25 protein-coding genes are annotated in these 25,113 nt (G+C 60.9%); 13 read left to right on the forward strand and 12 right to left on the reverse strand.

Translation table 11 applies throughout. The features are described from left to right. Positions 1-112 precede the first annotated feature (112 nt). On the reverse strand, positions 113-598 hold the full coding sequence (locus ACQZ60_RS03715; protein WP_003521115.1) for a peroxiredoxin: 486 nt from the start codon (positions 596-598) through the stop codon (positions 113-115). A gap of 122 nt (positions 599-720) precedes the next feature. Then, the gene (locus tag ACQZ60_RS03720) at positions 721-1,569 is read right to left on the reverse strand and encodes a protein-disulfide reductase DsbD domain-containing protein (protein ID WP_059754112.1); all 849 of its coding nucleotides are present in this window, start codon (positions 1,567-1,569) and stop codon (positions 721-723) included. 161 nt (positions 1,570-1,730) lie between these two features. On the opposite strand from ACQZ60_RS03720, the gene ACQZ60_RS03725 reads away from it, so the two are divergent. The 3 genes from ACQZ60_RS03725 to ACQZ60_RS03735 all read left to right on the forward strand — a co-directional run bounded on the left by ACQZ60_RS03725 (position 1,731) and on the right by ACQZ60_RS03735 (position 4,161). Then, positions 1,731-2,336 (forward strand): YqgE/AlgH family protein, encoded by a 606-nt coding sequence (locus ACQZ60_RS03725; protein ID WP_003521117.1) that lies wholly within the window; start codon positions 1,731-1,733, stop codon positions 2,334-2,336. Between the two features lie 106 nt (positions 2,337-2,442). Then, positions 2,443-2,634: a CsbD family protein gene (locus ACQZ60_RS03730; protein ID WP_003521119.1), complete on the forward strand. Its 192-nt coding sequence runs from the start codon at positions 2,443-2,445 to the stop codon at positions 2,632-2,634. Positions 2,635-3,066: 432 nt separating this feature from the next. After that, a complete protein-coding gene (locus ACQZ60_RS03735; protein WP_448734781.1) occupies positions 3,067-4,161 on the forward strand; it encodes a zinc-binding metallopeptidase family protein in 1,095 nt (364 codons plus the stop codon). A 144-nt stretch (positions 4,162-4,305) separates the two neighbouring features. Here the strand turns inward: ACQZ60_RS03735 and ACQZ60_RS03740 are convergent, their stop codons facing one another. The 4 genes from ACQZ60_RS03740 to thrC form a co-directional block, all read right to left on the reverse strand. Beyond that, positions 4,306-7,221: an EAL domain-containing protein gene (locus ACQZ60_RS03740; RefSeq protein ID WP_035262976.1), complete on the reverse strand. Its 2,916-nt coding sequence runs from the start codon at positions 7,219-7,221 to the stop codon at positions 4,306-4,308. Continuing rightward, on the reverse strand, positions 7,218-7,817 hold the full coding sequence (locus tag ACQZ60_RS03745) for a GNAT family N-acetyltransferase (RefSeq protein ID WP_003509108.1): 600 nt from the start codon (positions 7,815-7,817) through the stop codon (positions 7,218-7,220). The genes ACQZ60_RS03740 and ACQZ60_RS03745 overlap by 4 nt, the downstream gene beginning before the upstream one ends. A 93-nt stretch (positions 7,818-7,910) precedes the next feature. Continuing rightward, positions 7,911-9,209: a M16 family metallopeptidase gene (locus ACQZ60_RS03750; protein WP_448735311.1), complete on the reverse strand. Its 1,299-nt coding sequence runs from the start codon at positions 9,207-9,209 to the stop codon at positions 7,911-7,913. 21 nt (positions 9,210-9,230) lie between these two features. Further along, positions 9,231-10,628, reverse strand: coding sequence for a threonine synthase (thrC, locus tag ACQZ60_RS03755; protein ID WP_111784582.1), 1,398 nt, complete (start codon positions 10,626-10,628; stop codon positions 9,231-9,233). A gap of 263 nt (positions 10,629-10,891) precedes the next feature. Here thrC and ACQZ60_RS03760 point away from each other — a divergent pair, with 263 nt between their 5' ends. Next, a complete protein-coding gene (locus ACQZ60_RS03760) occupies positions 10,892-11,431 on the forward strand; it encodes a PilZ domain-containing protein (protein WP_448735312.1) in 540 nt (179 codons plus the stop codon). 72 nt (positions 11,432-11,503) lie between these two features. On the opposite strand, the gene ACQZ60_RS03765 is transcribed toward ACQZ60_RS03760, so the two are convergent. The 3 genes from ACQZ60_RS03765 to ACQZ60_RS03775 form a co-directional block, all read right to left on the reverse strand. Next, on the reverse strand, positions 11,504-11,818 hold the full coding sequence (locus tag ACQZ60_RS03765; RefSeq protein WP_035262978.1) for a BrnA antitoxin family protein: 315 nt from the start codon (positions 11,816-11,818) through the stop codon (positions 11,504-11,506). After that, complete coding sequence (locus ACQZ60_RS03770; RefSeq protein WP_035262980.1) at positions 11,797-12,075, reverse strand: BrnT family toxin; 279 nt, start codon at positions 12,073-12,075, stop codon at positions 11,797-11,799. The genes ACQZ60_RS03765 and ACQZ60_RS03770 overlap by 22 nt, the downstream gene beginning before the upstream one ends. 71 nt (positions 12,076-12,146) lie before the next feature. After that, on the reverse strand, positions 12,147-12,836 hold the full coding sequence (locus ACQZ60_RS03775; RefSeq protein WP_003520496.1) for an HAD family hydrolase: 690 nt from the start codon (positions 12,834-12,836) through the stop codon (positions 12,147-12,149). A gap of 222 nt (positions 12,837-13,058) precedes the next feature. On the opposite strand from ACQZ60_RS03775, the gene ACQZ60_RS03780 reads away from it, so the two are divergent. Beyond that, the gene (locus ACQZ60_RS03780; protein WP_035262986.1) at positions 13,059-13,739 is read left to right on the forward strand and encodes a GntR family transcriptional regulator; all 681 of its coding nucleotides are present in this window, start codon (positions 13,059-13,061) and stop codon (positions 13,737-13,739) included. A 45-nt stretch (positions 13,740-13,784) separates the two neighbouring features. Further along, entirely contained in the window at positions 13,785-14,246 is a 462-nt protein-coding gene (locus tag ACQZ60_RS03785; protein ID WP_059775492.1) for a DUF1284 domain-containing protein, read from the forward strand. Here ACQZ60_RS03785 and ACQZ60_RS03790 read toward each other — a convergent pair. Beyond that, positions 14,206-15,306 (reverse strand): hypothetical protein, encoded by a 1,101-nt coding sequence (locus ACQZ60_RS03790; RefSeq protein ID WP_035262989.1) that lies wholly within the window; start codon positions 15,304-15,306, stop codon positions 14,206-14,208. The two genes, ACQZ60_RS03785 and ACQZ60_RS03790, sit on opposite strands and share 41 nt — an antisense overlap. Before the next feature lie 237 nt (positions 15,307-15,543). Here ACQZ60_RS03790 and ACQZ60_RS03795 point away from each other — a divergent pair, with 237 nt between their 5' ends. Beyond that, positions 15,544-16,689: a site-specific DNA-methyltransferase gene (locus ACQZ60_RS03795; protein WP_035262992.1), complete on the forward strand. Its 1,146-nt coding sequence runs from the start codon at positions 15,544-15,546 to the stop codon at positions 16,687-16,689. A 331-nt stretch (positions 16,690-17,020) separates the two neighbouring features. On the opposite strand, the gene ACQZ60_RS03800 is transcribed toward ACQZ60_RS03795, so the two are convergent. Further along, on the reverse strand, positions 17,021-17,635 hold the full coding sequence (locus ACQZ60_RS03800; RefSeq protein WP_448734782.1) for an HAD family hydrolase: 615 nt from the start codon (positions 17,633-17,635) through the stop codon (positions 17,021-17,023). After that, positions 17,632-18,744 carry an A/G-specific adenine glycosylase gene (mutY, locus tag ACQZ60_RS03805; RefSeq protein WP_448734783.1) on the reverse strand — a complete coding sequence of 371 codons (1,113 nt, stop codon included), beginning with the start codon at positions 18,742-18,744 and terminating at the stop codon, positions 17,632-17,634. Before mutY ends, ACQZ60_RS03800 begins: the two co-directional genes overlap by 4 nt. Between mutY and ACQZ60_RS03810 the strand changes: the two genes are divergently transcribed. The 6 genes from ACQZ60_RS03810 (at position 18,657) to ACQZ60_RS03835 (ending at position 24,898) form a co-directional block, all read left to right on the forward strand. Then, complete coding sequence (locus tag ACQZ60_RS03810; RefSeq protein ID WP_269314890.1) at positions 18,657-18,893, forward strand: hypothetical protein; 237 nt, start codon at positions 18,657-18,659, stop codon at positions 18,891-18,893. The two genes, mutY and ACQZ60_RS03810, sit on opposite strands and share 88 nt — an antisense overlap. After that, positions 18,871-19,335 carry a hypothetical protein gene (locus ACQZ60_RS03815; protein WP_035263001.1) on the forward strand — a complete coding sequence of 155 codons (465 nt, stop codon included), beginning with the start codon at positions 18,871-18,873 and terminating at the stop codon, positions 19,333-19,335. Before ACQZ60_RS03810 ends, ACQZ60_RS03815 begins: the two co-directional genes overlap by 23 nt. Before the next feature lie 27 nt (positions 19,336-19,362). After that, entirely contained in the window at positions 19,363-19,887 is a 525-nt protein-coding gene (locus ACQZ60_RS03820; protein WP_448734784.1) for a DUF721 domain-containing protein, read from the forward strand. Positions 19,888-19,999: 112 nt separating this feature from the next. Then, positions 20,000-20,458 carry a hypothetical protein gene (locus ACQZ60_RS03825; RefSeq protein ID WP_035263012.1) on the forward strand — a complete coding sequence of 153 codons (459 nt, stop codon included), beginning with the start codon at positions 20,000-20,002 and terminating at the stop codon, positions 20,456-20,458. Between the two features lie 207 nt (positions 20,459-20,665). Further along, positions 20,666-21,346: a DsbA family protein gene (locus ACQZ60_RS03830; RefSeq protein WP_003520487.1), complete on the forward strand. Its 681-nt coding sequence runs from the start codon at positions 20,666-20,668 to the stop codon at positions 21,344-21,346. A gap of 84 nt (positions 21,347-21,430) precedes the next feature. Beyond that, positions 21,431-24,898, forward strand: a complete 3,468-nt coding sequence (locus tag ACQZ60_RS03835) for a chromosome segregation SMC family protein (protein ID WP_035263003.1) — start codon at positions 21,431-21,433, stop codon at positions 24,896-24,898. Positions 24,899-25,113: the final 215 nt, after the last annotated feature.

The following is a 25,113-nucleotide window of genomic DNA, read 5'->3' on the forward strand; positions in this document are numbered from 1 at the left end:
CGGGCTTGTCCCGAGCATCTGCAACGTCTCGATTGAATTGGACGTGATTAGATCCTCGGCACAGCGCCGAGGATGACGTCTTATCTAGGGCCAAGAGGCCTTCTTCTTAATGTCAAAGTTGCTCGATCATCGCCGCAGCGGCCGAGACCGTTGCCTGGCCGGGGTTTTCTTCCACGTTGAGCGACTTCACCACACCGTCTTCCACCAGCATCGAATAACGCTTGGAGCGCACGCCGAGGCCGCCGGCGGAAAGATCGGCGTCGAGGCCGAGCGCCTTGGTGAAAGCGGCGTCCCAGTCGGCGAGGAAGTGGATTTTGCCCTGACCGCCGGAGGATTGCGCCCATGCGCCCATCACGTGCCAGTCATTGACGGCGACGACGGCGATATCGTCAACGCCCTTGGAAAGAATGGTGTCGCGGTTTTCGAGATAACCCGGCAGGTGATTCAGCGAGCAGGTGGGGGTGAAAGCGCCGGGAACGGCGAAGAGAACCACCTTCTTGCCGCCGAAAAGCGCGTCCGTGGTGGTTTCCACCGGGCCGTCGGCCGTCTTTTCCTTGAAAGTTGCGGAAGGCAGTTTTTCGCCGATCTTGATGGTCATGTCCGTGCTCCTGTAGCCGTTCGGTTCGCGCGACTATAGAGCAACCAAATGAAACGTGTCATGCGGTTTTCGCAGGAAATTCCATTGCAGACGCGGCCGCTCAAACGTGACCGCCGAACCGATCAGGGCTTTGGAAAATGGAGCATCGTTTCCATGGCCCGGTCGCCGGATTTGACCAGGATAGGCCAGCTATTGCCCTGCACCTGATAGGTTTTCGGCAGGCCCTTGATGTTCATGTAGAAGGAGAGCTTGCGCTTGTCGCGCACCAGGTTCTGCGGCTCGTAATAGGCAAAGCCAGAGGGGCCGGCAATGAAGATTTCGGTCTCCTTCGGCGCGTTTTCCGGAAGCTGCAATTGCACGCCGAGCATGGTCTTGTCGGGCGTGATGTGGAAATCGATCACCTTGAAATCGTCGGATGCCGCCTCGGGCAGCGTTTCGCGCGCCTCCTCCAGCAATCGCCGTTCCTCGCGGTCGTCATCGCCCGCATTGCCGCGCTCGATTGAAAACTTCGCCTCGAAGGGAATGCAGATATTCTGGCACACGCCGATGAAGGCGGTGAGATCGATTTTCCCGCCTGCCGCCGGGTCCGTGGCTTTCAGCTGAAACGGAAGACTGACGGCGTGGTCATAGCCGATATCGGTGATGTCGCCGTTTTCGATCAGCTTCGGAACCGGATAAGCCATGGTGGTGAGCGCCGCGCCGCTCGCCGGATCGGGCGTGATCTGCGGCGGTATGCCCGCTTCGCCCGGTTCGCGCCAATAGGTGATCCAGCCGTCCTTCGGCTCGATCTGCAGCACGCCGCGCACCACGCCGTCGGCATCCATGGCAAGGCTTGCCACGCGCATCTGACCGCCTTCGCTTCTGGCCCAGTCGGTAATCTCGCCCTGGGCGGCTTCAGCACCGCCAAGTAGGGCAGCAAATGCCGCTGCAAAACGGAAATGTGAAAATCGAAAGAATATTCTGGCGCTCATGCTTTCCGTCTAACCCAACATCGCCCGGCGGACCAGTTACGAATTCGTGCGGTTCATCATTTTCGGTTGATTGATCGGGCGCTATGCCGCATCCTGTCCTTTGTCGAAGTGCGAACGCCGTTTTCCGTTAAACGACGGAATGCGGTCTGCTGGAGGCGCCGGTGAGCTTTTCAACCCTGATGGACAAACGCGAACGTGGCTTTCTCGATGGTCAGTTCCTCATCGCGATGCCGGGGCTGGACGACGGCAATTTTGCCCGTTCGGTGATCTATATCTGCGCCCATTCGGATGCCGGCGCCATGGGCTTCATCATCAACCGGCCGCAGCAGATCACCTTTACGGATATTCTGCTGCACCTGAAACTGGTGGACAGCAACGACGCCATCATGCTGCCCAACCGCACCCGCGAATTCCCGATCCAGTGCGGCGGCCCGGTGGAATCCGGCCGGGGTTTCGTGCTGCATTCGGACGATTATTTAAGCGAATCCAGCATTCCGGTCAGCGATGACATTTCGCTGACGGCAACGCTCGATATCGTCCGCGCCATTTCCAACGGCCGCGGTCCGCAAAGGGCGACCATGATGCTCGGTTATGCCGGCTGGGGTCCGGGCCAGCTCGAAAACGAGATCGCGAATAATGGTTGGCTGAATTGCCCGGCTGCGGAGGAACTGATCTTCGACCGCGGGCTGGACAATAAATACGAGCGGGCGCTGGCGCTCATGGGCGTCGATGCGCGCATGCTCTCCACGGATGCCGGGCACGCCTGAGCCCCTGCATATTCCCGCCCGTTTTGGCTGGAACCAAATCCCGACCCCTGACGTTACTCACCCGGAAAGCCGGACAGACAGTACGGCTCAACGAGGGAGTAGTATTATGGGTAGCACATCTGACAAGATCGCCGGTAAAGCCAATGAAGTTGCTGGCAAAGTGAAGAAGAACGTCGGCGAAGCGACGGGCAATAATGAATTGCGCGCCAAGGGTGCCGCCCAGGAAGCCAAGGGCAAGGTACAGACCAGCGTTGGCAAGGCGAAAGACGCCGTCAAGGGCGCCGTCGACCGCATGTAATTTCGCCTGACGAGTTGCGCCTCTTTCGATGCGGCGCTTCGGAGCGTATGTGTTGACCGCACATGCGCTCCTGTCGTCTGGGATGTTCCGAAGGCGGCCGCCTGTTACGCCCTTCATAGTGGCCACCGTGGGCGACCGTTGCCAATCATTGATGCTCCTGCGCTCCGGGCTTACCCCCCTCTGTCCTGCCGGACATCTCCCCCTCAAGGGGGGAGATCGACCTGAGGCGAGGTCTCGCCCATCTCAATGCTTGAGAATGGAGTGGTGGAAGAGCGTCTTGCCGATCTCCCCCCTTGAGGGGGAGATGTCCGGCAGGACAGAGGGGGGTAAGCCCGGAGCGCAGGAGCACCAATGATTTTCAGCTGTCGTCTACGATGCATGTTGGCATCGTATGTTTCCTCCACCCACCCGATCCATCGCAAGGTTTCATCGATGAAGCTTTTTTCCTGCGCATCCTGCGGCCAGCCGGTCCATTTCGACAATCGTTTCTGCGTTTCCTGCGGTCATCGTCTGGCCTTCGTGCCGGAGCGGCTTTCCATGGAGGCGCTGGCACCTGCGGGTGAGCCGAACTGGCAGATCGTCGCGGACCCGCAAAAACAGGTGCGGTTCTGTGCCAATGAAGTGAACGATATCTGCAACTGGTCGGTGCCGGCGCAAAGCGACAGCGCCTTTTGCCCGGCCTGCAGCCACAACCGTCTGGTGCCGGATATCGCGACGGATGAGGGCATCGCACAATGGCGTCGCATCAGCCAGGCGCAGCGGCATCTGTTTTATTCGATCCTGCGGCTCGGCCTTCCGCATCCCAATCGCGATGCCGATCCGGCCGGTGGGCTGGTCTTCGACTTTCTGGTGGATGAGGTGGCGCCCGATGGTTCCGTCATTCCCGCCATGACCGGTCACGATGAGGGCCTGATCGCCATCCGCGCCGCGGAAGCCGACGATGTCACCCGCGAGCAGGTCCGCGCCAATATGAACGAGCCGTACCGCACCATGCTCGGCCATTTCCGCCACGAGGTGGGGCACTTCATCTGGAACAAGCTGGTGCGGGATGAGAACCGCCTGGAGGCCTGCCGCGCCGTCTTCGGCGACGACAGCGAGGATTATGGCGCCGCTCTGCAACGCAATTACGAAGAGGGGCCGCGGCCCGACTGGCAGGAAAGCTTCATCAGCTCCTATGCGTCCGTCCACCCCTGGGAGGATTTCGCCGAATGTTTCGCTCATTATCTCCACATCGTCGATACGCTGGAGACGGCGCGCGCCTTCGGCGTGGCCATCGATCCCGATGGGCATGAAGAAATGGCGGCGGAGGTGACTTTCGATCCCTACAACGCCCGCAGCGCCGAACAACTGGTCAAGGCCTGGATTCCGCTCAGCGTCGCGATCAATTCTATCCAGCGCAGCATGGGGGAGGCGGACCTCTATCCCTTCGTGCTGACGCCGCCGGTGGTGGTGAAGATGGAATTCATTCACGACCTCCTGCATGGGAGGGTGGCGGCGGATGCGCAGCCGGTGATGATGGTTCAGTAAATATGCGGCGTGCAGATTGAAAATCCGAGACGTTGCGGGGAGCATTAGCCCTCTCCGTCGTCATCCTCGGGCTTGTCCCGAGGATGACGTGGAATTTGAGGAGGAGACTGCGCCCCCCTCGCTTCCATGTACGCAATACTCCGCTTACGAAGCTCGCTTCGTCGGCTGGAACCGTTCCCGCAGAAGCTTCAGCGCCGCATCGCCCGAAACCGGGGTGCCGAACAGGAAGCTCTGGCCGAAATGGCAATTCATGCGCGCCAGTTCGGCCGCATCCTCGGGCGTTTCGATGCCCTCCGCCACGACCTGCATGTCGAGCGCCCGCGCCATGGCGATGACGGAGCGCAGGAGCACGTTGCGCTTGTCGCTGGTATTGGCCACCAGCGCCTTGTCGAGCTTGATCGTGTCGAAGGGGAAGCGGGTCAGATAGGCGAGCGACGAATAGCCGGTACCGAAATCGTCCATGGCGAGGCTTAAGCCCGTTTCCTTGAGCTTGGAAAGCACCAGCCGCGCCTGCTCCGGGTTCTCCATGACGACGGATTCCGTCAGTTCCAGCTTCAGCTGCTGCGGATTGCAACGCGTGCGGGTCAGCATGCCGCGCACGTCATTGTACAATTCATTGTTCAGCAGCTGCGCGCTGGAAATATTGACGGAAATGAAGATCGGCATCTTCTCTATGGCGTGCTGCCAGTCCATCAGATCGGTCGCCGCCCGTTCCAGCGCGAACATGCCGAGCGGCTCGATCAGGCCGGAGGCCTCCGCAATCGGAATGAACTCGCTCGGCGGGATATTGCCGCGCTTGGGGTGCTCCCATCGCATCAGCGCTTCGAAACCGGCCAGCTCGCCATCGTCGAGCTTGACGATTGGCTGGTAGGCCAGCGACAGCTCCTTGCGCTCGATGGCGCGGCGAAGGTCGCTCTCCATCTGCAGCCGGTCGGTGCCCGACGTGCGGAAGGCGGGGCGGAAGGGCTCGACGCGATTGCCGCCGGCGCGCTTGGCGCGATACATGGCGAGTTCCGCATCGCTCAAGAGTCCGGCCGCACTTTCCTGCTGGTCGATCCACGAAACGAGGCCGATGGAGGCGGTGAGGATGATTTCGCGATTGGCGAAATTGATCGGCACCATGATAGCCTTGTTCACCGCATCGGCGAAATCGGCCACACGCTGCGGATCGCGCTCCGAGGTCAGGATCAGGCCGAACTCATCGCCGCCAAGACGCGCCAGCGTATCCTGCGGTTTCAACAGACGACGCAGACGACGGGTCAGCGCAATGAGGATATTGTCACCGGCGGCAATGCCGAGCGTATCGTTGACCAGCTTGTAGCGGTCGATATCGATGGCCATCACGGTCGGGCGCACGCCGTCGCTGTCGGAAGACAGGTTGAGGATCGATTGCAGGCGGTCGAGGAACACCTGCCGGTTCGGAAGCCCGGTCAGATTGTCGTTCATCGCATCCTGAAGCAGCCGCTCGACGGAATTCTTCTGCTCGGTAATATCGGTGATGGTGCCGACGCAGCGGATGATTTCGCCGTTGGAGCCGAGAACCGGACGGGCGCGGATTTGCAGCCAGTGGAAATGCCCGTCTTCGGCGCGAATGCGGAACTCGTGGTTGAGGCGGCCCTTGCGATGGTCGAGCAGCACGTCGAGCGTCGCCTTGAACCGGTCGCGATCGTCAGGGTGCAGGCGCGGCAGCCAGTTGCGCGCAGCGCCGTGCATGGCGCCGGGTTCCAGCCCCAGCCGGTTGGAAATATCGGGCGTGGTGACGATGCGGTCGCGCGTCACATCCCAGTCCCACACCGTATCGCCGCTGCCCGTCAGCGCCAGCGATTGCCGCTCGAGATCGGAGAAGAGACCCTGCTGATAGGCGCTGCCGGCAAACGCGTGCTGAATGACGGTGAAGCCGATCAGCAGCACGATCAGCACCAGCCCGCCGCCGAGTGCGGGCTGCACAATGTCATTGTCCAATTGCCCCGTGACCGTCAGCCAGCTGCCGAACAGCCAGACGAGGATAAGCGCCCAGGAAGGCACGAGCAAAATCGCCCGGTCGTAACGGTTGAAACCGAGATAGACGATAAGCGCGATGCCGGCCGTTGCGGTGAGCGCAAAGGACACGCGCGCAATGCCGGAGGCGACCGAGGGATCGTAGATCGCCACGCCGAACAGCAGCGCCAGACCCACCACCCAGGCAAAGGTCGCATAACCGAGATGCGCATGCCATCGGTTGAGATTGAGATAGGTAAACAGGAAGACCACGAAGCTGGAGGCGAGCGCCACTTCCGCGCCCGCCCTCCATATTCGCTGATCGCTTGAGGTGACAGTGATGAGCTTTTCGAGGAAGCCGAAATCGACGCATATATAGGCGAGCACCGCCCACGCGAGCGCGGCCGAGGCCGGCAGGACAGAGGTTCCCTTGACCACGAACAGGATGGTCAAAAGCACGGCGAGCAGGCCGGCAATGCCGAGCACGATGCCGCGATAGAGCGTAAACGCGTTGATCGTGTCCTTGTAGGCCTCCGGCTCCCACAGATAGAGCTGCGGCAGCTGCGGCGTGGAAAGCTCGGCGACGAAGGTGATGACGGAGCCGGGATTGAGGGTGATGCGGAACACGTCGGCATCCGGGCTCGGCTGCCGGTCGAGTGCGAAACCTTCGCTCGGCGTAATCGCCATGATGCGCTGCGAGCCGAGATCGGGCCAGAACAGCTTGGAATTCACGAGGCGGAAATGCGGCGCGACGATCACGCGCTCCAGCTGCTCTTCCGAAACGTTGGCAAGTGCGAAAACCGCCCAGTCGCCCTGATGGTCGGTGGAGCTGGCGCGCACCTCGATACGGCGGCGAATGCCGTCGGGGCCGGGCGCGGTCGAGACCTGAAAGGCTTCGCCCTGGTTGGCATAGATATCGGTGGTGGCCGTCAGGTCAAGCGCCGTGTCGTCACGGGAAATCTTCACCGGCTCGAAGGCGTAGGAATAGGAAGAGAAAAGCAGGAAAAGCAGGAAAAACGGCGCAGCCAGCGCGATTGCCGCCAGACGTTTCGCAAGGCAAGGCGCAGTGTGATTGTAGGTCATGTATCGTACTTCGTTCCGCCGGAGCTTTGCTTGTCGGCAAGAAGGGAAAACATCATATGATCCCGCCATTGGCCATTGATTTTCAGATATTCCCGCAGGAGGCCTTCCCGCTGGAACCCGGCATTTTCGAGAAGCCGGATGCTTTTGAAGTTTTCCGGAATACAGGCTGCCTCGATACGGTGCAACTGAAGTCCGTTAAAGATGTATGGTATTACCAATTTTAATGCGGCAGACATATGGCCTTGGGCGGCGTGCCGTTCGCCGATCCAGTATCCGATCATGCAGCTTTGCGCCGCACCCCGGCGGATGTAACCGATGGTGATGCCGCCGACCAGCAGCGTCTCTTTCTCGAATAGCAGGAAGGAAACGGCGGTGCCGGAGGAAAATTCCTGGCCGTTGCGTACCACGCGCATGCGGAAGGCGCCTTCCGTCAGCTCGTCCGGCCGCCAGGTCGGCTCCCAGGGCTGAAGAAACTGCCGGCTTTCGGAGCGCAGCACATGCCATTGCTTGAAATCGCCGTAGCGCGGCAGTCTGAGAAGGTGATTGGCGCTGCGCAGTTCGGGCGTGTCGCTATGTCGGGAAAGAAAACGCAGCATTCACGATCCCTGTGCGGCAGACATCGCCATCCGCGAGCGGGATGGCGAAAAAGATGAGCGGTCTTCGCCTTTAAATCCCGCTCTCATATCGGTTTATCCGTTCGCCTTTATCCTTGCGGGCTGCTGCGCGGAAAGCGCCGCAGTGATGTCGGAAAGAGGCGGCAGATGTTCGAGTGGGCCAATTGCGGACAATGTCGGAACTGTATCGAAAAACAGCCGTCCCGCAAGATCGGTCAGGCGCGCGCGGGTGATGTCGCCAAGGCGCTCCATCATCTCCTCATTGGGGATGGGCCGGCCGTAAAGCATCATCTGCCGGGCCATCTGGCCGGCGCGGGCGGCCGGGCTTTCCTGGCCCATCAGCAGCTGCGCGCGGATCTGCGCGCGAGCACGGTCGATTTCCTCCTGATGGATGACCTGCGAGGACTTGCGCAGCTCCTCGACAATGACCGGCACCAGTTCCGGCAGGTCGTTGCCGCCAGTGGCCGCATGCACGCCGAAGATGCCGGTATCGGAAAAACCCCAATGAAAGGCGTAGACCGAATAGCACAGGCCGCGATATTCGCGCACTTCCTGGAACAGGCGGGAAGACATGCCGCCGCCCAGGATATTGGCGAGGATCTGCGAGCAATAGAAGTCGCGGGCGTGATAGGCCTTGCCCTCGAAGCCGAGAAGCACCTGCGCGTCCATGAGGTCGCGGGTCTCGCGGATTTCGCCGCCGGTATAGATTGCCTTTTCCATGACCGGTGTTGCCGCCGGCAGCTGCGGCAGCGAGGCGAAACGTTCTTCCACCTGCTTCACGAAGCTTTCGTGGTCGACAGCACCGGCCGCCACGACGAAAATGCGGTCCGTCGTGTAGTTGCGGGCGAGATAATGCCTGATCTGGCCTGTCGTGAAGGATTGAACGGTTTCCGGCGTGCCGAGGATCGGGCGGCCGATGGTCTGGTCGCGATAGGCGACACCGGAGAAATTGTCGAAGATCACGTCGTCGGGCGTATCTGTGGCTGCACCGATCTCCTGCAGGATGACGTTTTTCTCCCGCTCCAGCTCTTCTTCGTCGAACAGCGATTCCGTCAGGATGTCGGCAAGGATATCGACGGCGAGGGGGACGTGGTCTTTCAGGACGCGGGCGTAGTAGGAGGTTGTTTCCGTCGATGTCGCGGCGTTGACTTCACCGCCGACATTTTCGATCTCTTCGGCGATCTGGCGGGCGGTGCGGCGCGCCGTACCCTTGAAAGCCATATGTTCGAGAAGATGGGCGATGCCGTGTTCGGCAGTCGTCTCGTTGCGGGATCCGGATTTGATCCACACCCCAAGAGCGACGCTTTCGAGATGCGGCATTTTTTCCGTGACAACGGTCAACCCGGACGAAAGCCGGGTCACATTAACTCTCATACTCAACGTCTTTCCGCGTCTCTATTTGCCGGCGCGTGCATGGCTGCCGATGAAGGTTTCCACGGCTTTCAGCTCTGCATCCAGAATGTCGAAACGCTCCTCCCGGTTCATAATGTCAGCTAACCATACTGGAAGCGCAGGCTCGATTGCGCAAGCGGATTTTACAGCGGCCGGGAATTTAGCCGGGTGAGCGGTCGACAGGACAACCATCGGGCTTCCCGCTTTTTCGTGCTTTTCCGCCACGAAAACACCGGTCGCCGTATGCGGATCGATGAGGTAGCCGGTTTTCTCAAGCGTGTCGCGGATCGTTGCCGCCACCTGCTTTTCGGTGGCGCGGCCGGCGCGGAAATCCTTCTTGATGAATTTCAGCGCATGCGGCGGAATTTCAAATGCGCCGGACTGCTTCAGCCCGTCCATCGATGCCTTCACCGCGGCGGAATCACGGCCATAGGCTTCAAACAGCAGCCGCTCGAAATTCGAGGAAATCTGGATGTCCATCGAAGGCGAGGTGGTGGGCTTGACGCCGCGCATCTCGTAACGGCCGGTCTTCAGCGTGCGCGCCAGAATGTCGTTGTCATTGGTGGCGATGACGAGCTTGTCGATCGGCAGGCCCATCTTCTTGGCGACGTAACCCGCGAAAATATCACCGAAATTGCCTGTTGGGACGGTGAAGGAAACCTTCCTGTCGGGACCGCCGAGCGAAAGCGATGCGGTGAAGTAATAAACCACCTGCGCCATGATGCGCGCCCAGTTGATGGAATTGACGCCGGAAAGCTTCACGCCGTCACGGAACTTCACGTCGTTGAACATTTCTTTGACCAGCGTCTGGCAATCGTCGAAATTGCCATTGATCGCCAGCGCATGCACGTTGGAGGCGGTGGAGGTCGTCATCTGGCGCTGCTGCACCGGGGAGACCTTGCCGTTCGGGAAAAGGATGAAAATGTCGGTGCGCTCACGCCCGGCAAAGGCGTCGATTGCCGCACCGCCCGTGTCGCCTGATGTGGCGCCGACAATGGTGGCGCGCTCGCCGCGTTCGGAAAGCGTATAATCCATCAGGCGGGCGAGAAGCTGCATCGCCACATCCTTGAAGGCGAGCGTGGTGCCGTGGAAAAGCTCCAGCACGAAGGTGTTCGGGCCGGTCTGCGTCAGCGGCACGACGGCCGGATGGCGGAAGGTCGCATAGGCGTCGTCGATCATCGCCCTGAACTTGTCGGCCGGAATTTCACCGCCGGTGAAACGGTAGAGAACCTCGAAGGCGACATCCTGATAGGACTTGCCGCGCAGGTTGCGGATTTCCTTCTTCGACATGGAAGGCCATTTGCGCGGAACATAAAGCCCGCCGTCACGGCCAAGGCCCGCCAGAAGCGCGTCGCAAAAACCAAGCGAAGGGGCCGCACCCCTGGTCGATACATATTCCACGAGATAGTCCCTTATCCGTTACCGATTGATCGGCATCTTTTCCGCAGCGTCTTACCGGAATGAGGCGGTTGGGCAGCTAATGAAGGGCTTTTTTGAAAATTCAAGCAAAACCGAACATGCCAATCGATTTTTTCCGGCGTCGCTGCTATAGACCATCGCCAACCTGCGTGAAAGGTCAATAAACAGCGTCTCCGGTTCTGTTCCGGGACAATGGAGAGGGAATTAGAAGAGTGTCAGGGAATTTCTTGCGTTTGTCCGCCGCGATGTCGCTTCTGGCCGTCGTTGCAGGATGCAATTCCTCCAACCCGTCGGACTCGCTTGCCGTCAACCCGCCGGCGGCGCAGGCCGCACCGACGGCTGCCGTGGTTCAGGCCAATTGCCCGGCCGTGACGGTTCTCGATGCCAACGCCGTTCATCGCGTCTATGCCGGAGGCGCGAAGGACGATCCGCAGAAACTCGCCTATCAGGTCTCGCTGTCCGATACGACGCGTTCGTGCACCGCCAATGAATCGACGCTCACCGTGAACGTGCTGGCCCAGGGCCGCCTCGTTCCCGGCCCGATGGCCAAGCCCGGCCGCGTGACCGTGCCGATCCGCGTGACGGTGAAGGACGGCGACGGCGAGATCTACGGCGAAACCACCGCCTTCGCCGTCGATGTTCCGGCAGGCGGGGCGGGCACGCAGTTCATCTTCAACAACGACCACGTCGCCATCCCCAACGGACCGGGTGGCGCACCGAAGTCTGTCAGCGTCTTCATCGGCTTCGCCGAGCAGGGCGCAAAGGCCAAGACCAAGCGCCGGTGATTTGACGGGCGAAATGTAAAAAACCGGAGGCTGCTTTTGCGGGCTCCGGTTTCTTTTTGAATGGCAACGGATTTAAATACCAGCTGCCTTTCGCAAGGCCTCGTTGATGCGGCTCTGCCATCCTTTGCCACCTTCGCGAAAACGCTCCACCACGTCTTCATCGAGGCGCAATGTTACCTGTTTCTTCGGCTTGTCCACCGGCGGGCGGCCACGCGTCTTTCTGTATTCATCAATTGCTTCGAAGAAAGCAGGAGGCAAAACGTCTCGGGCGGGGCGTGCATTTGCCAGTTCCTGATCCGTCATTTCCGGGAAATCGACGGCGTCCCAGTCCGCTTTGGTATAGCCGCGTCCGGGTTTGAATTCTTTTAGTTTTGCAACTTTGGCCATGGCAACCTCCTTCTTTCCCTGGAACTCGCCCGTCGGAAGCTGATGATGGATATTGCTTCTGTCCCGACAGTCGCAAAAACAACGGCCATAGTCCCGTCCCGGAAATATCCGATCGCTTTGAAGCGCGAACTTCCCGGTTCGGTCAGGCTTTTCTCGATGATGGCGTTCTCCCAATCAAACCCATCGATATCTTCAAAATCGAAGCCGTGCTTCTCGATATTGGCGAGCCGTTTGTGCTCATCCGATATGATTTTCATGAATTAATGTAGCTACATTTATTAAAATATCAATGCTGCCACTCAGATCACGAAAGAAGCCCCTTCACAACTCAAAAAGCGCCTTCCCACTCCGCCATTGCCGCAATCACGGCCGGCAGGTCCTGCATGCGCGAGATCACCGTTTCGGCGCCCGCATCCGTCAGCCGGTCGGCGTGGCTCGGATAGGTGTGGGATGCGCCGGTGAAGCCGATGACGCGCATGCCGGCGGCTCTTGCGCCGTGGATGCCGTGCACGGAATCCTCGACCACGACCACGCGGTCGGGGGAAACGCCGAATTGTGCCGCGCCGTGCAGGAAGATGTCGGGCTTCGGCTTCACGCGGTCGGCTCCAAGGTCCTTGGCGGAATAGATATGCGGCGCGAAATAGGGCTTCAGGCCCACCTTCGTCAGCATCATGTCGAGGCGGTGGCTCGATGAGTTCGAGCAGATGCAACGCGGCGTGGTCAGGCGCGACAGGGCGAATTTCACGCCCTCGATGATCTTCACATCGCGTTCCAGCCGCATGTCGAGCAGCTTTTCCGACTTGTCGAGCAGCGAGGCGGAGAGCGGAATGCTGGCTTCGCTTTCCACCTGCAGAAGAATGTTCTTCCAGGTCATGCCGGCGAAGCGCTCGCCCATTTCCTCGACGGAGATCGGATATCCGGCTTCGGTCAAGAGGCGGGATTCCACCTGCGCCGCGATGATTTCGGAATCGACCAGAACGCCGTCACAGTCGAAAATAATGAGGTCGAAGCCGCTCATGGGCGCTCCCTGTATCGGATTTGGCTGGAAGAAAATGATGCCGGGCTTTTAGACCATGTCCGCGCCAAGCTCAACCGGCTCACCCGCAAAGGTCGGTCCCATCAGGCTCATAGCTCGGTCGGCCCGTGTAAGCGACTGTGCCGCCTCGAATATTTGGCTTGGCGTTACTCTTTCGCGCAAAAACAGCTACACACGGCCGCGCCATATGCGTTATGGGATGTTATGCCCAAGCCAGAGAAAACCACGCCCGAAGACACCATTGCCGCACGCATCAGCCGCACGCTCGCCGACCGCATCGTTCGCGGTGAGCTGTCGCCGGGTGAAAGGTTGCGGCAGGACCACATCGCCGCCGAATTCGGCGCGTCGCATGTGCCGGTGCGCGAGGCGTTCCGCCGGCTGGAAGCGCAGGGGCTTGCCGCCAGCATTCCGCGCCGGGGTGTCCGGGTGGCGGATTTCGGCCTTGACGATGTGCGCGAGGTAGCGGAAATGCGCGCCGCCCTTGAAGTTCTGGCGCTGCGCCACGCCATTCCCAACATGACACCCGCCATTCTCGACCAGGCGGAGGCGGCGACGCTCGAAGGCGACAGCGCCGTCGATGTGCAGCATTGGGAGGAGGCCAACCGCCGCTTCCACCGCCTCATCACTGCGCCCTGCAACATGCCGCGCCTGATGGAGGCGATCGACGGTCTGCATGCGGCGAGCGCCCGCTTCCTGTTTTCCGCCTGGCGCGCCGGCTGGGAGCGCCGCACCGATACCGATCACCGCGCGATCATCGACGCGCTGCGTGGCGGTCGCGCCGAAGAGGCGGTGCGTATCCTCGACGGACATGTGCAATGGATCGGCCGCAAGGCAATCCGCACCTCGTCCGGCTCGGTGCGCGACGCCTTCGCCATCGTCGGATAGGGCGGGCCCGTGACCGTCCGCCTCCGGCCCCACCATCTTCTCTGTATGCTCACTTACGTGGGCAAGGGATATACGTCCGGCTTCGTCGAGAATTACGACCGTGTCGCCGCCCGCCTGAATACCGGCGAGGAGGACATCGAGCTGGTGGATGGTCCGGATGATATTTGCGAAGGCCTGTTGTGTGAAAGCCATGCCCACTGTTTCAACGAGGGCGTGGTGCAGCGGGACGAGACGGCCCGCCTTTCGGTGGCTGTGCTTTTGGGCGAGGCACTGACCGCCGGCAGGCGGTTGCAGGCGACGCCTGACTTTCTCGCGAAGATGCGTCTGGCTTTCGCCGCAGGCGAGATCAGGCCGGCCTGTCGAGGCTGTCAGTGGATAAGACTGTGCGACCGTATCGCGGCGTCAGGCTTCGCAGGCGTGAAAATCGGCGAAGGTCCGGAGCCTCCGGCCGGGCGGCGGCCGAGGCCTACTCCGGCACATCCGTCTCGGTTCTCTCGGCGGCCTTGACCGTCGCCTTGATCTCCTTCGGCTCGCGGCCGGATTTCTTGTCGTAGCTCACCTTCACCGAATATTCGCCGGGATGCAGGGTTTCCTGATGCTGCGTGCCGTAACGGCCGGAAATCTCCTTCTGCGTGCCCTGAAGATCCCTTGTGGTTTCAACGATATCGATCCGTTCCGCACCGGGCGCCTTGATGGCGAGAACGCCCGCATCGAGATCGAGGGTGATTTCGGTTCGTTTTCCGGCAGTCACGGTGAATGGTTGTTCCACCGTCACCTTGCCCAGACGCGCGCGCATGACGAAGTCGCCAGCGGGCATTTCCATGATCTTGCCGGTGCCGTAAATGCCGTTGATGGTCTCACGCGTGCCATCCAGCGTTTCCCTGGCCGACATCGCTTCGAAGCGGATATCATCCGTTTCCACCGCCCTGCCGCCTTCCGCATAAACGGCCTTGGCGATCACCACGCCGCTTGGAATGACCAGCTCGTGGCTGATCTTCTCGCCTGCCTTGATGGCAAGCTTCTCCTCAGCCCGCGCCGGGCCGATGCTGCCGGTGAGCACGACGTCTCCGGCCGGCACGAAGACAGTATTCTGGCCATAGACGCTGTCCTTGAAATCGCCCTTGGTGATTTCCGTCTTCGCCTGCGTTTCCACATCGCCGCCGGCGCTGCGTTTCGGCACGACGGTCAATTCCGCAGCGTCGAAATTCACCTTCGGCCTCGCGACGCTTCCGTCCTTCACCTCGAACGACACTTCGCGGGTCACATTGCCCAGCGCCGCCACCCCGACATATTTGCCCGCCGGCAGTTTCGCCTCGAAGGTGGCGTCATAGGAGCCGCCGGCATTGTCGTCGGTCCGCCCGCCGGAACGGTCTGCCTTGTAGAAATCCCACCGCACCCTGTCGCTGTTGCCAAGCGAGGGGCCGCCATCAAACAGGACCGCATCGGTGACGACGTTATATTGCGGGGCCGGTTGCTGCGCCTGCGATGGCGCCGGCAGCGCCGTTGCGAAAAGTGCGGCGCAGACGACATTCATGGAAAAAGAAGCCATTTTCATCACGGACCCCATTGCGGATTACCCCCTGCCATAATGGCTCTTCCCGCCGCGCCGATATGCGGGGACAGGAGAACCCGTTGTGCACAACGTTTTTGCCCGACTTCGGGTTCCCCCGCTGGCCGCCGCAAATCGCGCCTGCGGGCCGCGACAGCCATTTATTTCGCATTTTCCGTGACTTGTTCAGGCTTTGATAACCATCTTCGGTAACCATAAGCATCAGTAGAGAGTAAGCGTATGGAGCGAGTACCAATGGCAGCAGTTTTTCCGCTGGCCGATTTTCGGCGTGCCGGTTTTGATCGTGCGGGCGAGAGCGACGCCTGGAAAGACAGCATCATCAAAGGTGATTGTGTCGCTGCCTTGGATGCCCTCCCGAGCCAGTCGGTCGATGCGATCTTCGCCGATCCACCCTATAATCTCCAGCTTGGCGGCACGCTTCACCGGCCCGATCAGTCGCTGGTCGATGCCGTCGATGACGAGTGGGACCAGTTCGCCTCCTTCGAGGCCTATGACGCCTTCACCCGCGCCTGGCTGCTCGCCTGCCGCCGCGTCCTGAAGCCGAACGGCACCATCTGGGTCATCGGTTCCTACCACAATATCTTCCGCGTCGGCTCCATGCTCCAGAACCTCGATTTCTGGATCCTGAACGACATCGTCTGGCGCAAGACCAACCCCATGCCGAACTTCAAGGGCCGCCGGTTCCAGAACGCCCATGAGACGATGATCTGGGCCAGCCGCGATCCGAAAGCCAAGAACTACACCTTCAACTACGATGCGCTGAAGGCCTCCAACGACGATGTGCAGATGCGCTCCGACTGGCTGTTCCCGATCTGCAGCGGCAACGAGCGGCTGAAGGGCGACGACGGCAAGAAGGTGCATCCGACCCAGAAGCCGGAAGCGCTGCTGGCGCGCATCATCATGGCCTCCACCAAGCCGGGCGATATCGTGCTCGACCCGTTCTTCGGCTCCGGCACCACGGGTGCGGTCGCAAAACGTCTCGGTCGTCACTTCGTCGGCATCGAGCGCGAACAGGATTATATCGACGCGGCATCCGCCCGCATCGCCGCCGTCGAGCCGCTCGGCAAGGCGGAACTGACCGTCATGACCGGCAAGAAGGCCGAACCGCGCGTTGCCTTCAACACGCTGGTGGAAAGCGGCCTCGTCCGCCCGGGCCAGGTGCTGACGGATGCACGACGCCGTTATAGCGCCATTATTCGTGCCGATGGTACGATTGCATCCGGCGGGACCGCCGGCTCCATTCACCGCCTCGGCGCGAAGGTGCAGGGTCTCGACGCATGCAACGGATGGACCTTCTGGCATTTCGAAGACGGCGACGCGCTGAAGCCGATCGACGATCTGAGAGCGATCATCCGCAGTGAAATGGCAAAGGCTGAATAGTCAAAAGCCGTAGAGGCTGGAGACGGACGATCCACCGCCCGCCCTTGCCAGGATACGTCTCCGTCCGGTTTAGTACCTTCAGTCCCGGAAGGAGAACGACCAACGCCCGGCACTTCGGTGTCGGGCGTTGGTATTTTCGAGTATCCTATTTTAGCAAGACAAGTTTCGCGCAAGAGATCGGCAATACTGTCTCAAATCAGAGCAGTGGTTGTGAAAATCCGGTTCGGAAAAATCACAAAAACATTGCGTCCGATGCCGCTTGCGGCAGGACTGGCGCAGGCCGGAGACCGCCATTTCCGCCTGCGCCAATTTCTTTTCCCGATCTGGGAATTTATCGGACTTCCACTCCATATTCCCGCAAATCCTGCCGCAGCTTTTCCGCGCCGGTGAAGTGCACGGCCTGCCAGCCCGCCGCTTTCGCCCCTTCGACATTCACGAGCGTATCGTCAATGAAGAGGGTGGCGGCGGGGTTGAGGCCGAATTCCCTGGCATGCAGATCGTAGATCGCCACATCGGGCTTCAACAGTTTCACATCGCCGGAAACGGTGACGCCGCGCGGCAAAGTGAGGAAGGGGAACATTTTCTGCGCCTCGCGGAAGGTGTCGGAAGCGAAGTTGGTCAGCATCGTCACGTCGTAGCCGCTGTCGATCAGCGCAACCATGATCGCGACGCTGTCGTCATAGGAATGCGAGACCATCTCGTGCCAGAATTTGCGGAAGGAACGGATGTGCTCTTCCCGCTCCGGAAACTGCTCCACCAGCAGCGCTTCGGCATCTTCCCAGCGGCGTCCGCGATCCTGTTCGAGGTTCCAGTCATGGGTGCAGACGTTTTCGAAGAACCATTGGCGCTCGTCGGCATCGGGAATGAGGCGGCTATAGGGAATATGCGGATCGTAGTGGATCAGCACCTTGCCGATGTCGAATACGATATGCTCAATCTTGGTCATCGAAATTTCCTGCGTTCATCGAATGCGGATGGAATAGCTTGGGCGATGACTTTTTTCATCACCGTTGGCAGCGCCTGTGCGTCAAGATTTGTAACCGGCTCCCACCATCCGTCATCCGGGCCGACTTTAAGGCCGTCCGGCACCTGTGCGCGATAGACCGTGAGCCGTAGTTCGAAATGGGTGAAGACATGCACGATGACGCCCGCCGCCTGCCAGCCGGCGGCAAAGGGCGCATGGCTCGCCTCCGTGCCGCCGTCCATGCGGGCGGTCCATGCCGTTGTCGGCACCTCGGTCATGCCGCCGAGAAGCCCGCTTTCGATGCGCCGGCGAAGCAGGATTTCACCGCTCGCATTCACCGCCACGAAGGCAGCCCCGAGCCGCACCGGCTTGGCCTTCTTCGCCGCCTTGACCGGAAAACGCTCCGGCTCGTCATGGGCAAGTGCAAGACAGTGGCCGTTGAACGGACAGAGCGCGCAGGCCGGCCGCTTCGGCGTGCAGATCGTCGCGCCGAGATCCATCATCGCCTGGGCAAAATCGCCGGGTCGGTCAGAAGGGGTAAGCTCGGCCACCTTCTCTTTCATGGCGGGCTTTGAGCCCGGCAGGGGGGCATCTATTGAAAAGAGGCGGGAGATGACGCGCTCCACATTGCCGTCCATCACCGCCGCCTGCCGGTTGAACGCGATGGCCGCCACGGCGGCGGCGGTGTAGTCGCCGATGCCGGGCAGTTGCTTCAGGCCCTCTTCGCTGTCCGGAAAGATGCCGTCATGCTCGCGCGCCACGGCTTCGGCGCATTTTTTAAGGTTGCGGGCGCGGGCATAATAACCAAGCCCCGCCCAGGCCGCCATGACATCCTCGACCGGCGCCGCGGCCAGATCGCTGACGCTTGGCCAGGCGGCGAGAAACTTCAGGAAATAGGGTTTAACCGCCTGCACCGTCGTCTGCTGCAACATGACCTCCGACAGCCAGACGTGATAGGGATCGGCGCGTTTTCCCCGTGCCGCCATGGCGGGAGACGTGCGCCATGGCAGTTCGCGATGGTGCCGGTCGTACCATGCGAGAAGTTGTTCCGCTGTCGGATGTGATATGTGTTGCCGCGTATGTGTGTTCATCGCCGCTGAACATAGACACGGCACGGCAATCTGCAACAGCAGCCTGCGGCGGCGGCGTGGAAAACCGCATCCGGCAACGAATGCCCGACATCGAAACCCATGATCCGATTTTGGAGGAAGAGCCCCATGCTGAATGCGCTGCTGGATAATATACCCCAACCGCTGCTTTATGTTATCGGGGTTCTGTTGGCCCTGTGCCTGATTGGGAGCCTGTTGAACCATATTGGCCGTCTGTGTTTCGGGCGTCAGAACAGCGTGGCCTTTGTGGTTTCCCGCCTGATCGGCGAAGTCCGTGAACTGGAGAAGATGAGAGGCAAGCCCTCGCGCCGCTTTCGAATTATCGAATCCGGTTTCTGGGCGATTTTCTGCCATGGCCTGTGGATATACCTCTCCATCGTGCTCACCTGCATGTTGGTGATTGCCGTTATGTCGGATAAGCCGGGAATATCGCATCTGAAGTTTTTGGCTGGGGCCTATTTCCTCTTTGGATGTTTGGTGGCGGGAATGATACGCTTGGGCGCCTGCCGGGACTGGCGACGATTTCGCGCATTGTTGCGCGGAGAAGAAGATGACGATGGCGCGACCGCTTGAGGTCAGTTGGCCTCTGTCGAGGAGAGCATGAAGAAACCCGCAGATTCATTCCGCAAAGGCGTCGTGCAGATCGCCGAAGTCGCCAACGGCATCATGGACCCCGTGCTGTCGAAACGGGCGGGCATCAACACAGCACTGCTCGGCTCCTGGGACGAGATCGCCGGCGAGGACTTCGCCGATTGCACCCGGCCGGAAAAGATCACCTGGCCGCGCCGCGACGAGGGGCCGGATCGCGGCGGCTATCAGCCGGGCGTGCTGACGATTGCCTGCGAAGGCGCGCGCGCCCTGTTTCTCACCCATGCGCAGGGCGAACTGATTGCCCGCATCAACGGCTTTTTCGGCTTTCCGGCGGTGCGTCAGATCAGGATCGTGCAGAAACCGGTGTCCCAAACCATCACCCGCCGACGCAAACCGCAACCCCTGCGCGGCGATGCGGCAAAACGTCTCGATGACATGATGGACGGCATCGAGAGCGAGGCGCTGCGCAAGGCGGTGGAGAGGCTGGGCACGGCGGTATTGCAGAAAAAGCCACCGCAACGAAGTTTGAAATAGGACGAAATTTCAGAGGTGGCTTCTGATTGCGCGGTAAATAGAATTTCATTCTCGATTTCAATTTGTTGGCCGACGATTTCCGAATTACTCCATGGCTCAAAGGAGTATGCCGATGGAAATCAAGGAAACACCAGAAATGTGGGTTGTGCGTTTTGGTCAACGCCTGCGGATACCCGATGTCAGACAGGCTGCTGCCGAATATTCGGCAATCATAGACAGGCAGCTCGCCGAGCACCGCCTGGAAGCCGATGGGCCTTGGATTTTCATTTCCCACAACCTGCCAAGAGATAGCAAATCCCTGTTTGACTGGGAGATATGCCGCCCGATAAGAAAACCCGTGCAGTGGGATGAGACAATCGAGCTTCATCATCTCGAACCAATCATCGTTGCAAGCAGGGTGCATCAAGGATCACTGAGATCGTTATTCACCAAAGGATATGCCCCGCTGGTTGCGGAGATAGAAATGTCTCGCCACCATTTCTCGGGTGAGAGCCGTGAAATTTATCACGGCTGGAACGGGCACGGCTCGTCTTATCACAATATCGAAATCCAGTTTGGTCTATCGCGTTGAGGTCATAAGGGGCGCTTGCTGCGACCATTGCCCGCACCCTCTGTATTCAGGGCTTGTTTCTCTTCGTTGTTTTTGCGCTTTCGCCTTCTCGAAGTCACGATTCTTTGACAAGGAAGTTCCAGAGCCCGCTTGTCGCGCTGCCGGTGCTGGTGGTATCGGGTTAGCGAATTGCGCATCAGGCAGTTTCAAATCAACACGGGTGTTTCCATGCCGATTTCCGAATTGAATATTACCAGACGCAGCCTCCTCGGCGGCGTTGCTCTTGCCGCCGTTGCCACGGCCCTGCCGTTTGCCTTCACGCCCGGTATCGCCGAGGCGCAGGAATTGCCTGAATCCACCGGCGATGTGGATATGGCTGCGGTGATGAAGCCCGGCCCGCTGCCGGAAGCCGCGCTCGGCGATGCCAACGCACCCGTCAAGATCGTCGAATACATGTCGATGACCTGCCCGCACTGCGCCAACTTCCACAACAAGACCTTCGAAGAGATCAAGAAGAAGTACATCGATACCGGCAAGGTCTATTTCGTGCTGCGCGAATTCCCGTTCGATCCGCGCGCCGCCGCCGCCTTCATGCTGGCGCGCTGCGCCCCGGAAGGTCAGTATTTCCCCTTCGTTTCCATGCTGTTCAAGCAGCAGCAGAGCTGGGCAGTCGCCCAGGATGCGCGCGCCGCTTTGCTGCAAATGTCGAAAATGGCCGGTTTCTCACAGGAGTCTTTCGAGGCCTGCTTGACGAACCAGAAACTTCTGGATGATGTGAACGCAACGATGCAACGCGGTGCGACGGAATTCGGCGTCAACTCCACGCCGACTTTCATCATCAACGGCAAGAAATACGCGGGAGACATGTCGGTTGAAACCATGTCGGCTGTCATCGACAAGCTGCTCTGATCGCCGAACCCTCAAAGGAACGGGCGGCGGATATCTCCGTTCGCCCGTTTTTTATTGCCGTTTTTCTGTCCGGAGCATGGCGGCATGAAGTTCAACAAGCTCCGCCTCATCGGTTTCAAGTCCTTCGTCGAGCCATCCGAATTCATCATCGAGCCGGGGCTTACCGGCGTCGTCGGCCCGAACGGCTGCGGCAAGTCCAATCTGGTCGAAGCGCTGCGCTGGGTGATGGGCGAAAATTCCTACAAGAACATGCGCGCATCCGGCATGGATGACGTCATCTTCTCCGGTTCCGGCAACCGCCCGGCCCGCAACACAGCCGAAGTCGGCCTTTATCTCGACAATTCCGATCGCACCGCGCCCGCCGCCTTCAACGATGCCGATGAAATTCAGGTCACACGCCGCATCGAGCGCGAAAACGGCTCGGTCTACCGCATCAATGGCAAGGAGGCGCGCGCCAAAGATGTGCAGCTTCTGTTTGCCGATGCCTCCACCGGCGCGCGCTCGCCCTCCATGGTGGGGCAGGGGCGCATCGGCGAACTCATCAATGCCAAGCCGCAGGCCCGCCGCCAGCTGCTGGAAGAGGCGGCCGGCATTTCCGGCCTGCATTCCCGCCGCCACGAAGCCGAGCTGCGCCTGCGCGCCGCCGAGACCAATCTGGAGCGGCTGGAAGACGTCACCGCCCAGCTGGAAAGCCAGATCGAAAGCCTGAAGCGTCAGGCCCGGCAGGCCAACCGTTTCAAGATGCTGTCAGCCGATATCCGCGCCCGCGAAGCTACCCTGCTGCACATCCGCTGGGTCGAGGCGAAGGAAGCCGAGGGGGAGGCGGAAAGCGCGCTCAATCAGGCCACCAACATCGTCGCCGAAAAAGCGCAGGCGCAGATGGAAGCGGCCAAGCAGCAGGGAATCGCCAGCCTCAAACTGCCGGAACTGCGCGAGGACGAGGCCCGCGTCGCCGCCGCCCTGCAACGCCTGCAGATCGCCCGCACCCAGCTGGATGACGAGGCGAACCGCCTGCTGCGCCGCCGCGATGAGCTGGCGCGCCGCCTGTCGCAGCTTGGCGAGGACATTATCCGCGAGGAACGGCTGGTCTCCGATAATGCCCAGATACTGGCGCGGCTGGATGAGGAAGAAGCCGAACTCCTCGAAATCCTCTCCGATTCCGGCCGCCATGCCGAAGAAATGCGCGAAGCCTTCGAAGCCGCCGCTATCAAGCTGGCGGAAAGCGAAGCCATCTTCACCGCGATAACCGCCGAACGGGCCGAGGCCTCCGCCGCCCGTCAGCAACTGGAGCGGGCGATCCGCGATCTTTCCGATCGCAAGCTGAGGCTGGAGCGGCAGTCGCAGGAGGCATCCGCCGAGATCGATGCCATCGACGAAAAACTTTCCGGCCTTCCCGACCCGTCCGAACGGCGCGAAGCGGTCGAGGCGGCGGAGATCGCGGTCGAGGATGCCCTGATCGTGGCGGAGGAGGCCGAGGCCGCCGTCGCCGAGGCGCGTTCCGCCGAAGCGCTGGCGCGCGCGCCGCTGGAAACGGCGCGGAACCGGCTGAACGCGCTGGATACGGAAGCGCGCACCATCACCAAAATCCTTGCCTCCAGCGCCGCCGCCAATGGCAGCTTTACACCGGTGGCGGAAGAAATGACGGTGGAGCGCGGTTTCGAGGCGGCATTGGGTGCCGCCCTCGGCGACGATCTCGAAAGCCCGCTCGATCCCGCCGCGCCCGCCTATTGGGCCGGAAATGGCGATGGCGCTGATGATCCCGCCTTGCCGCAGGGCGCGAGGCCGCTTCTGGATTATGCGCAGGCGCCGGAAGCCCTGCGCCGCGCTTTGGCGCAGATCGGTGTCGTCGCAAACACTGCGGAAGCCCTGCGCCTGCTGCCGCATTTGAAGGTTGGCCAGCGGTTGGTGACGCGCGAAGGCGCGCTGTTTCGTTGGGACGGTCACATAGCCAGCGCCGATGCGCCGGGTGCCGCAGCACTTCGCCTGTCGCAGAAGAACCGCCTCGCTGAAATCGAGACAGAACTGGATGAGGCACGCTCCATTCTGGATGAGGCCGAAGACCAGCTTGCCGCGAAAACCGAAGAAATCCGCAGCAGCGAATTGCGGCTCTCGGAAGTGCGCGACAGAAGCCGGCTTGCGACCCGCCATCTTGCCGAGGCGCGCGAGGCGCTCACCGCCGCCGAAAGGGCCTCGGGCGATCTTCTACGCCGTCGCGATATCGTGTCCGAAGCACTGAACCAGATCGGCGCGCAGATCGACGAGATCGCCGTTCAGGAGGAAAACGCCCGCATCGAAATGGAAGACGCGCCCGATCTTTCCGTGCTGGATCTGCGGCTGCGCGAAAGCCAGCTCGAAGTTGCGACCGACCGCGGCCTTCTGGCGGAGGCCCGCGCCCGCCATGAGGGTGTGAGCCGCGAGGCGGAAAGTCGCCAGCGCAGAATTCAGGTAATCGGGCAGGAGCGCTCCACCTGGCAGTCGCGCGCGGCAAGTGCGGCCGATCACATCGCGACATTGCGCGAACGCGAGGAAGAGGCGCGCGAGGAAATCGCCGAGCTGGACATAGCGCCGGAAGAATTCGACGAGAAGCGCCGCAACCTTCTCAACGAATTGCAGAAGACCGAAGACGCCCGCCGCGGGGCCGCCGACCGGCTAGCCGAGGCGGAAAACCTGCAGCGCGGCGCCGACCGTGTGGCGGCAACCGCGCTTTCGGAACTGGCCGAAGCGCGCGAAAAACGCGGCCGTGCCGAAGAACGGCTGGTTTCCGCCCGCGAAAAACGACAGGAAACCGAACACCGCATCCGCGAAACGCTGAATACCGAGCCGCATATGGCGTTCCGCCTGACCGGCCTTGGCCCGGACCAGCCGAAGCCGGACATTCGCGATGTCGAGCGCGATCTCGACCGGCTGAAGATCGAGCGCGAGCGGCTGGGCGCGGTCAACCTGCGCGCCGAGGAAGAGCAGGCCGAGCTTTCCGCCAAGCTCGAGGCGCTGATTAAGGAACGCGACGACATCATCGACGCCGTGCGCAAGCTGCGCGCCGGCATCCAGAACCTCAACCGCGAAGGCCGCGAACGGCTGATCGCCGCTTTCGATGTGGTCAATTCGCAGTTCCAGCGGCTGTTCACCCATCTCTTCGGCGGCGGCACGGCGGAATTGCAGCTGATCGAATCCGACGATCCGCTGGAAGCGGGCCTGGAAATCCTCGCCCGCCCGCCGGGCAAGAAACCGCAGACCATGACGCTGCTGTCCGGTGGCGAACAGGCGCTGACGGCCATGGCGCTGATCTTCGCGGTCTTCCTCACCAATCCCGCGCCCATCTGCGTGCTGGACGAAGTGGATGCGCCGCTCGACGACCACAATGTCGAGCGTTACTGCAACCTGATGGACGAGATGGTGGCCTCCACCGAGACCCGTTTCGTCATCATCACCCACAATCCCATCACCATGGCGCGCATGAACCGCCTCTTCGGCGTCACCATGGCCGAACAGGGCGTCTCGCAGCTCGTCTCCGTGGATTTGCAGACCGCCGAGCAGTTGCGCGAAGCCGTCTGAGGCTTCTTTTCCCCTTCGCCCACCATCGCGAATTTATCTGGCCGTATCACCCATTCGGGTGAGCGACAATGCGCGGTGTTTTGCTATGTTTTCCGCAAGGGCCAAAGGGCTCGTCACAGACCCCACCATCCGGTTTCCTGTACCGGATGGAATGCCTTGCGAGGCCGCTGCCGTGGCCTCGCAAGGCTTTCTTTTTCGGCTGAAGAATACGGGCG

This window comes from Agrobacterium sp. 22-223-1 (assembly GCF_053522385.1).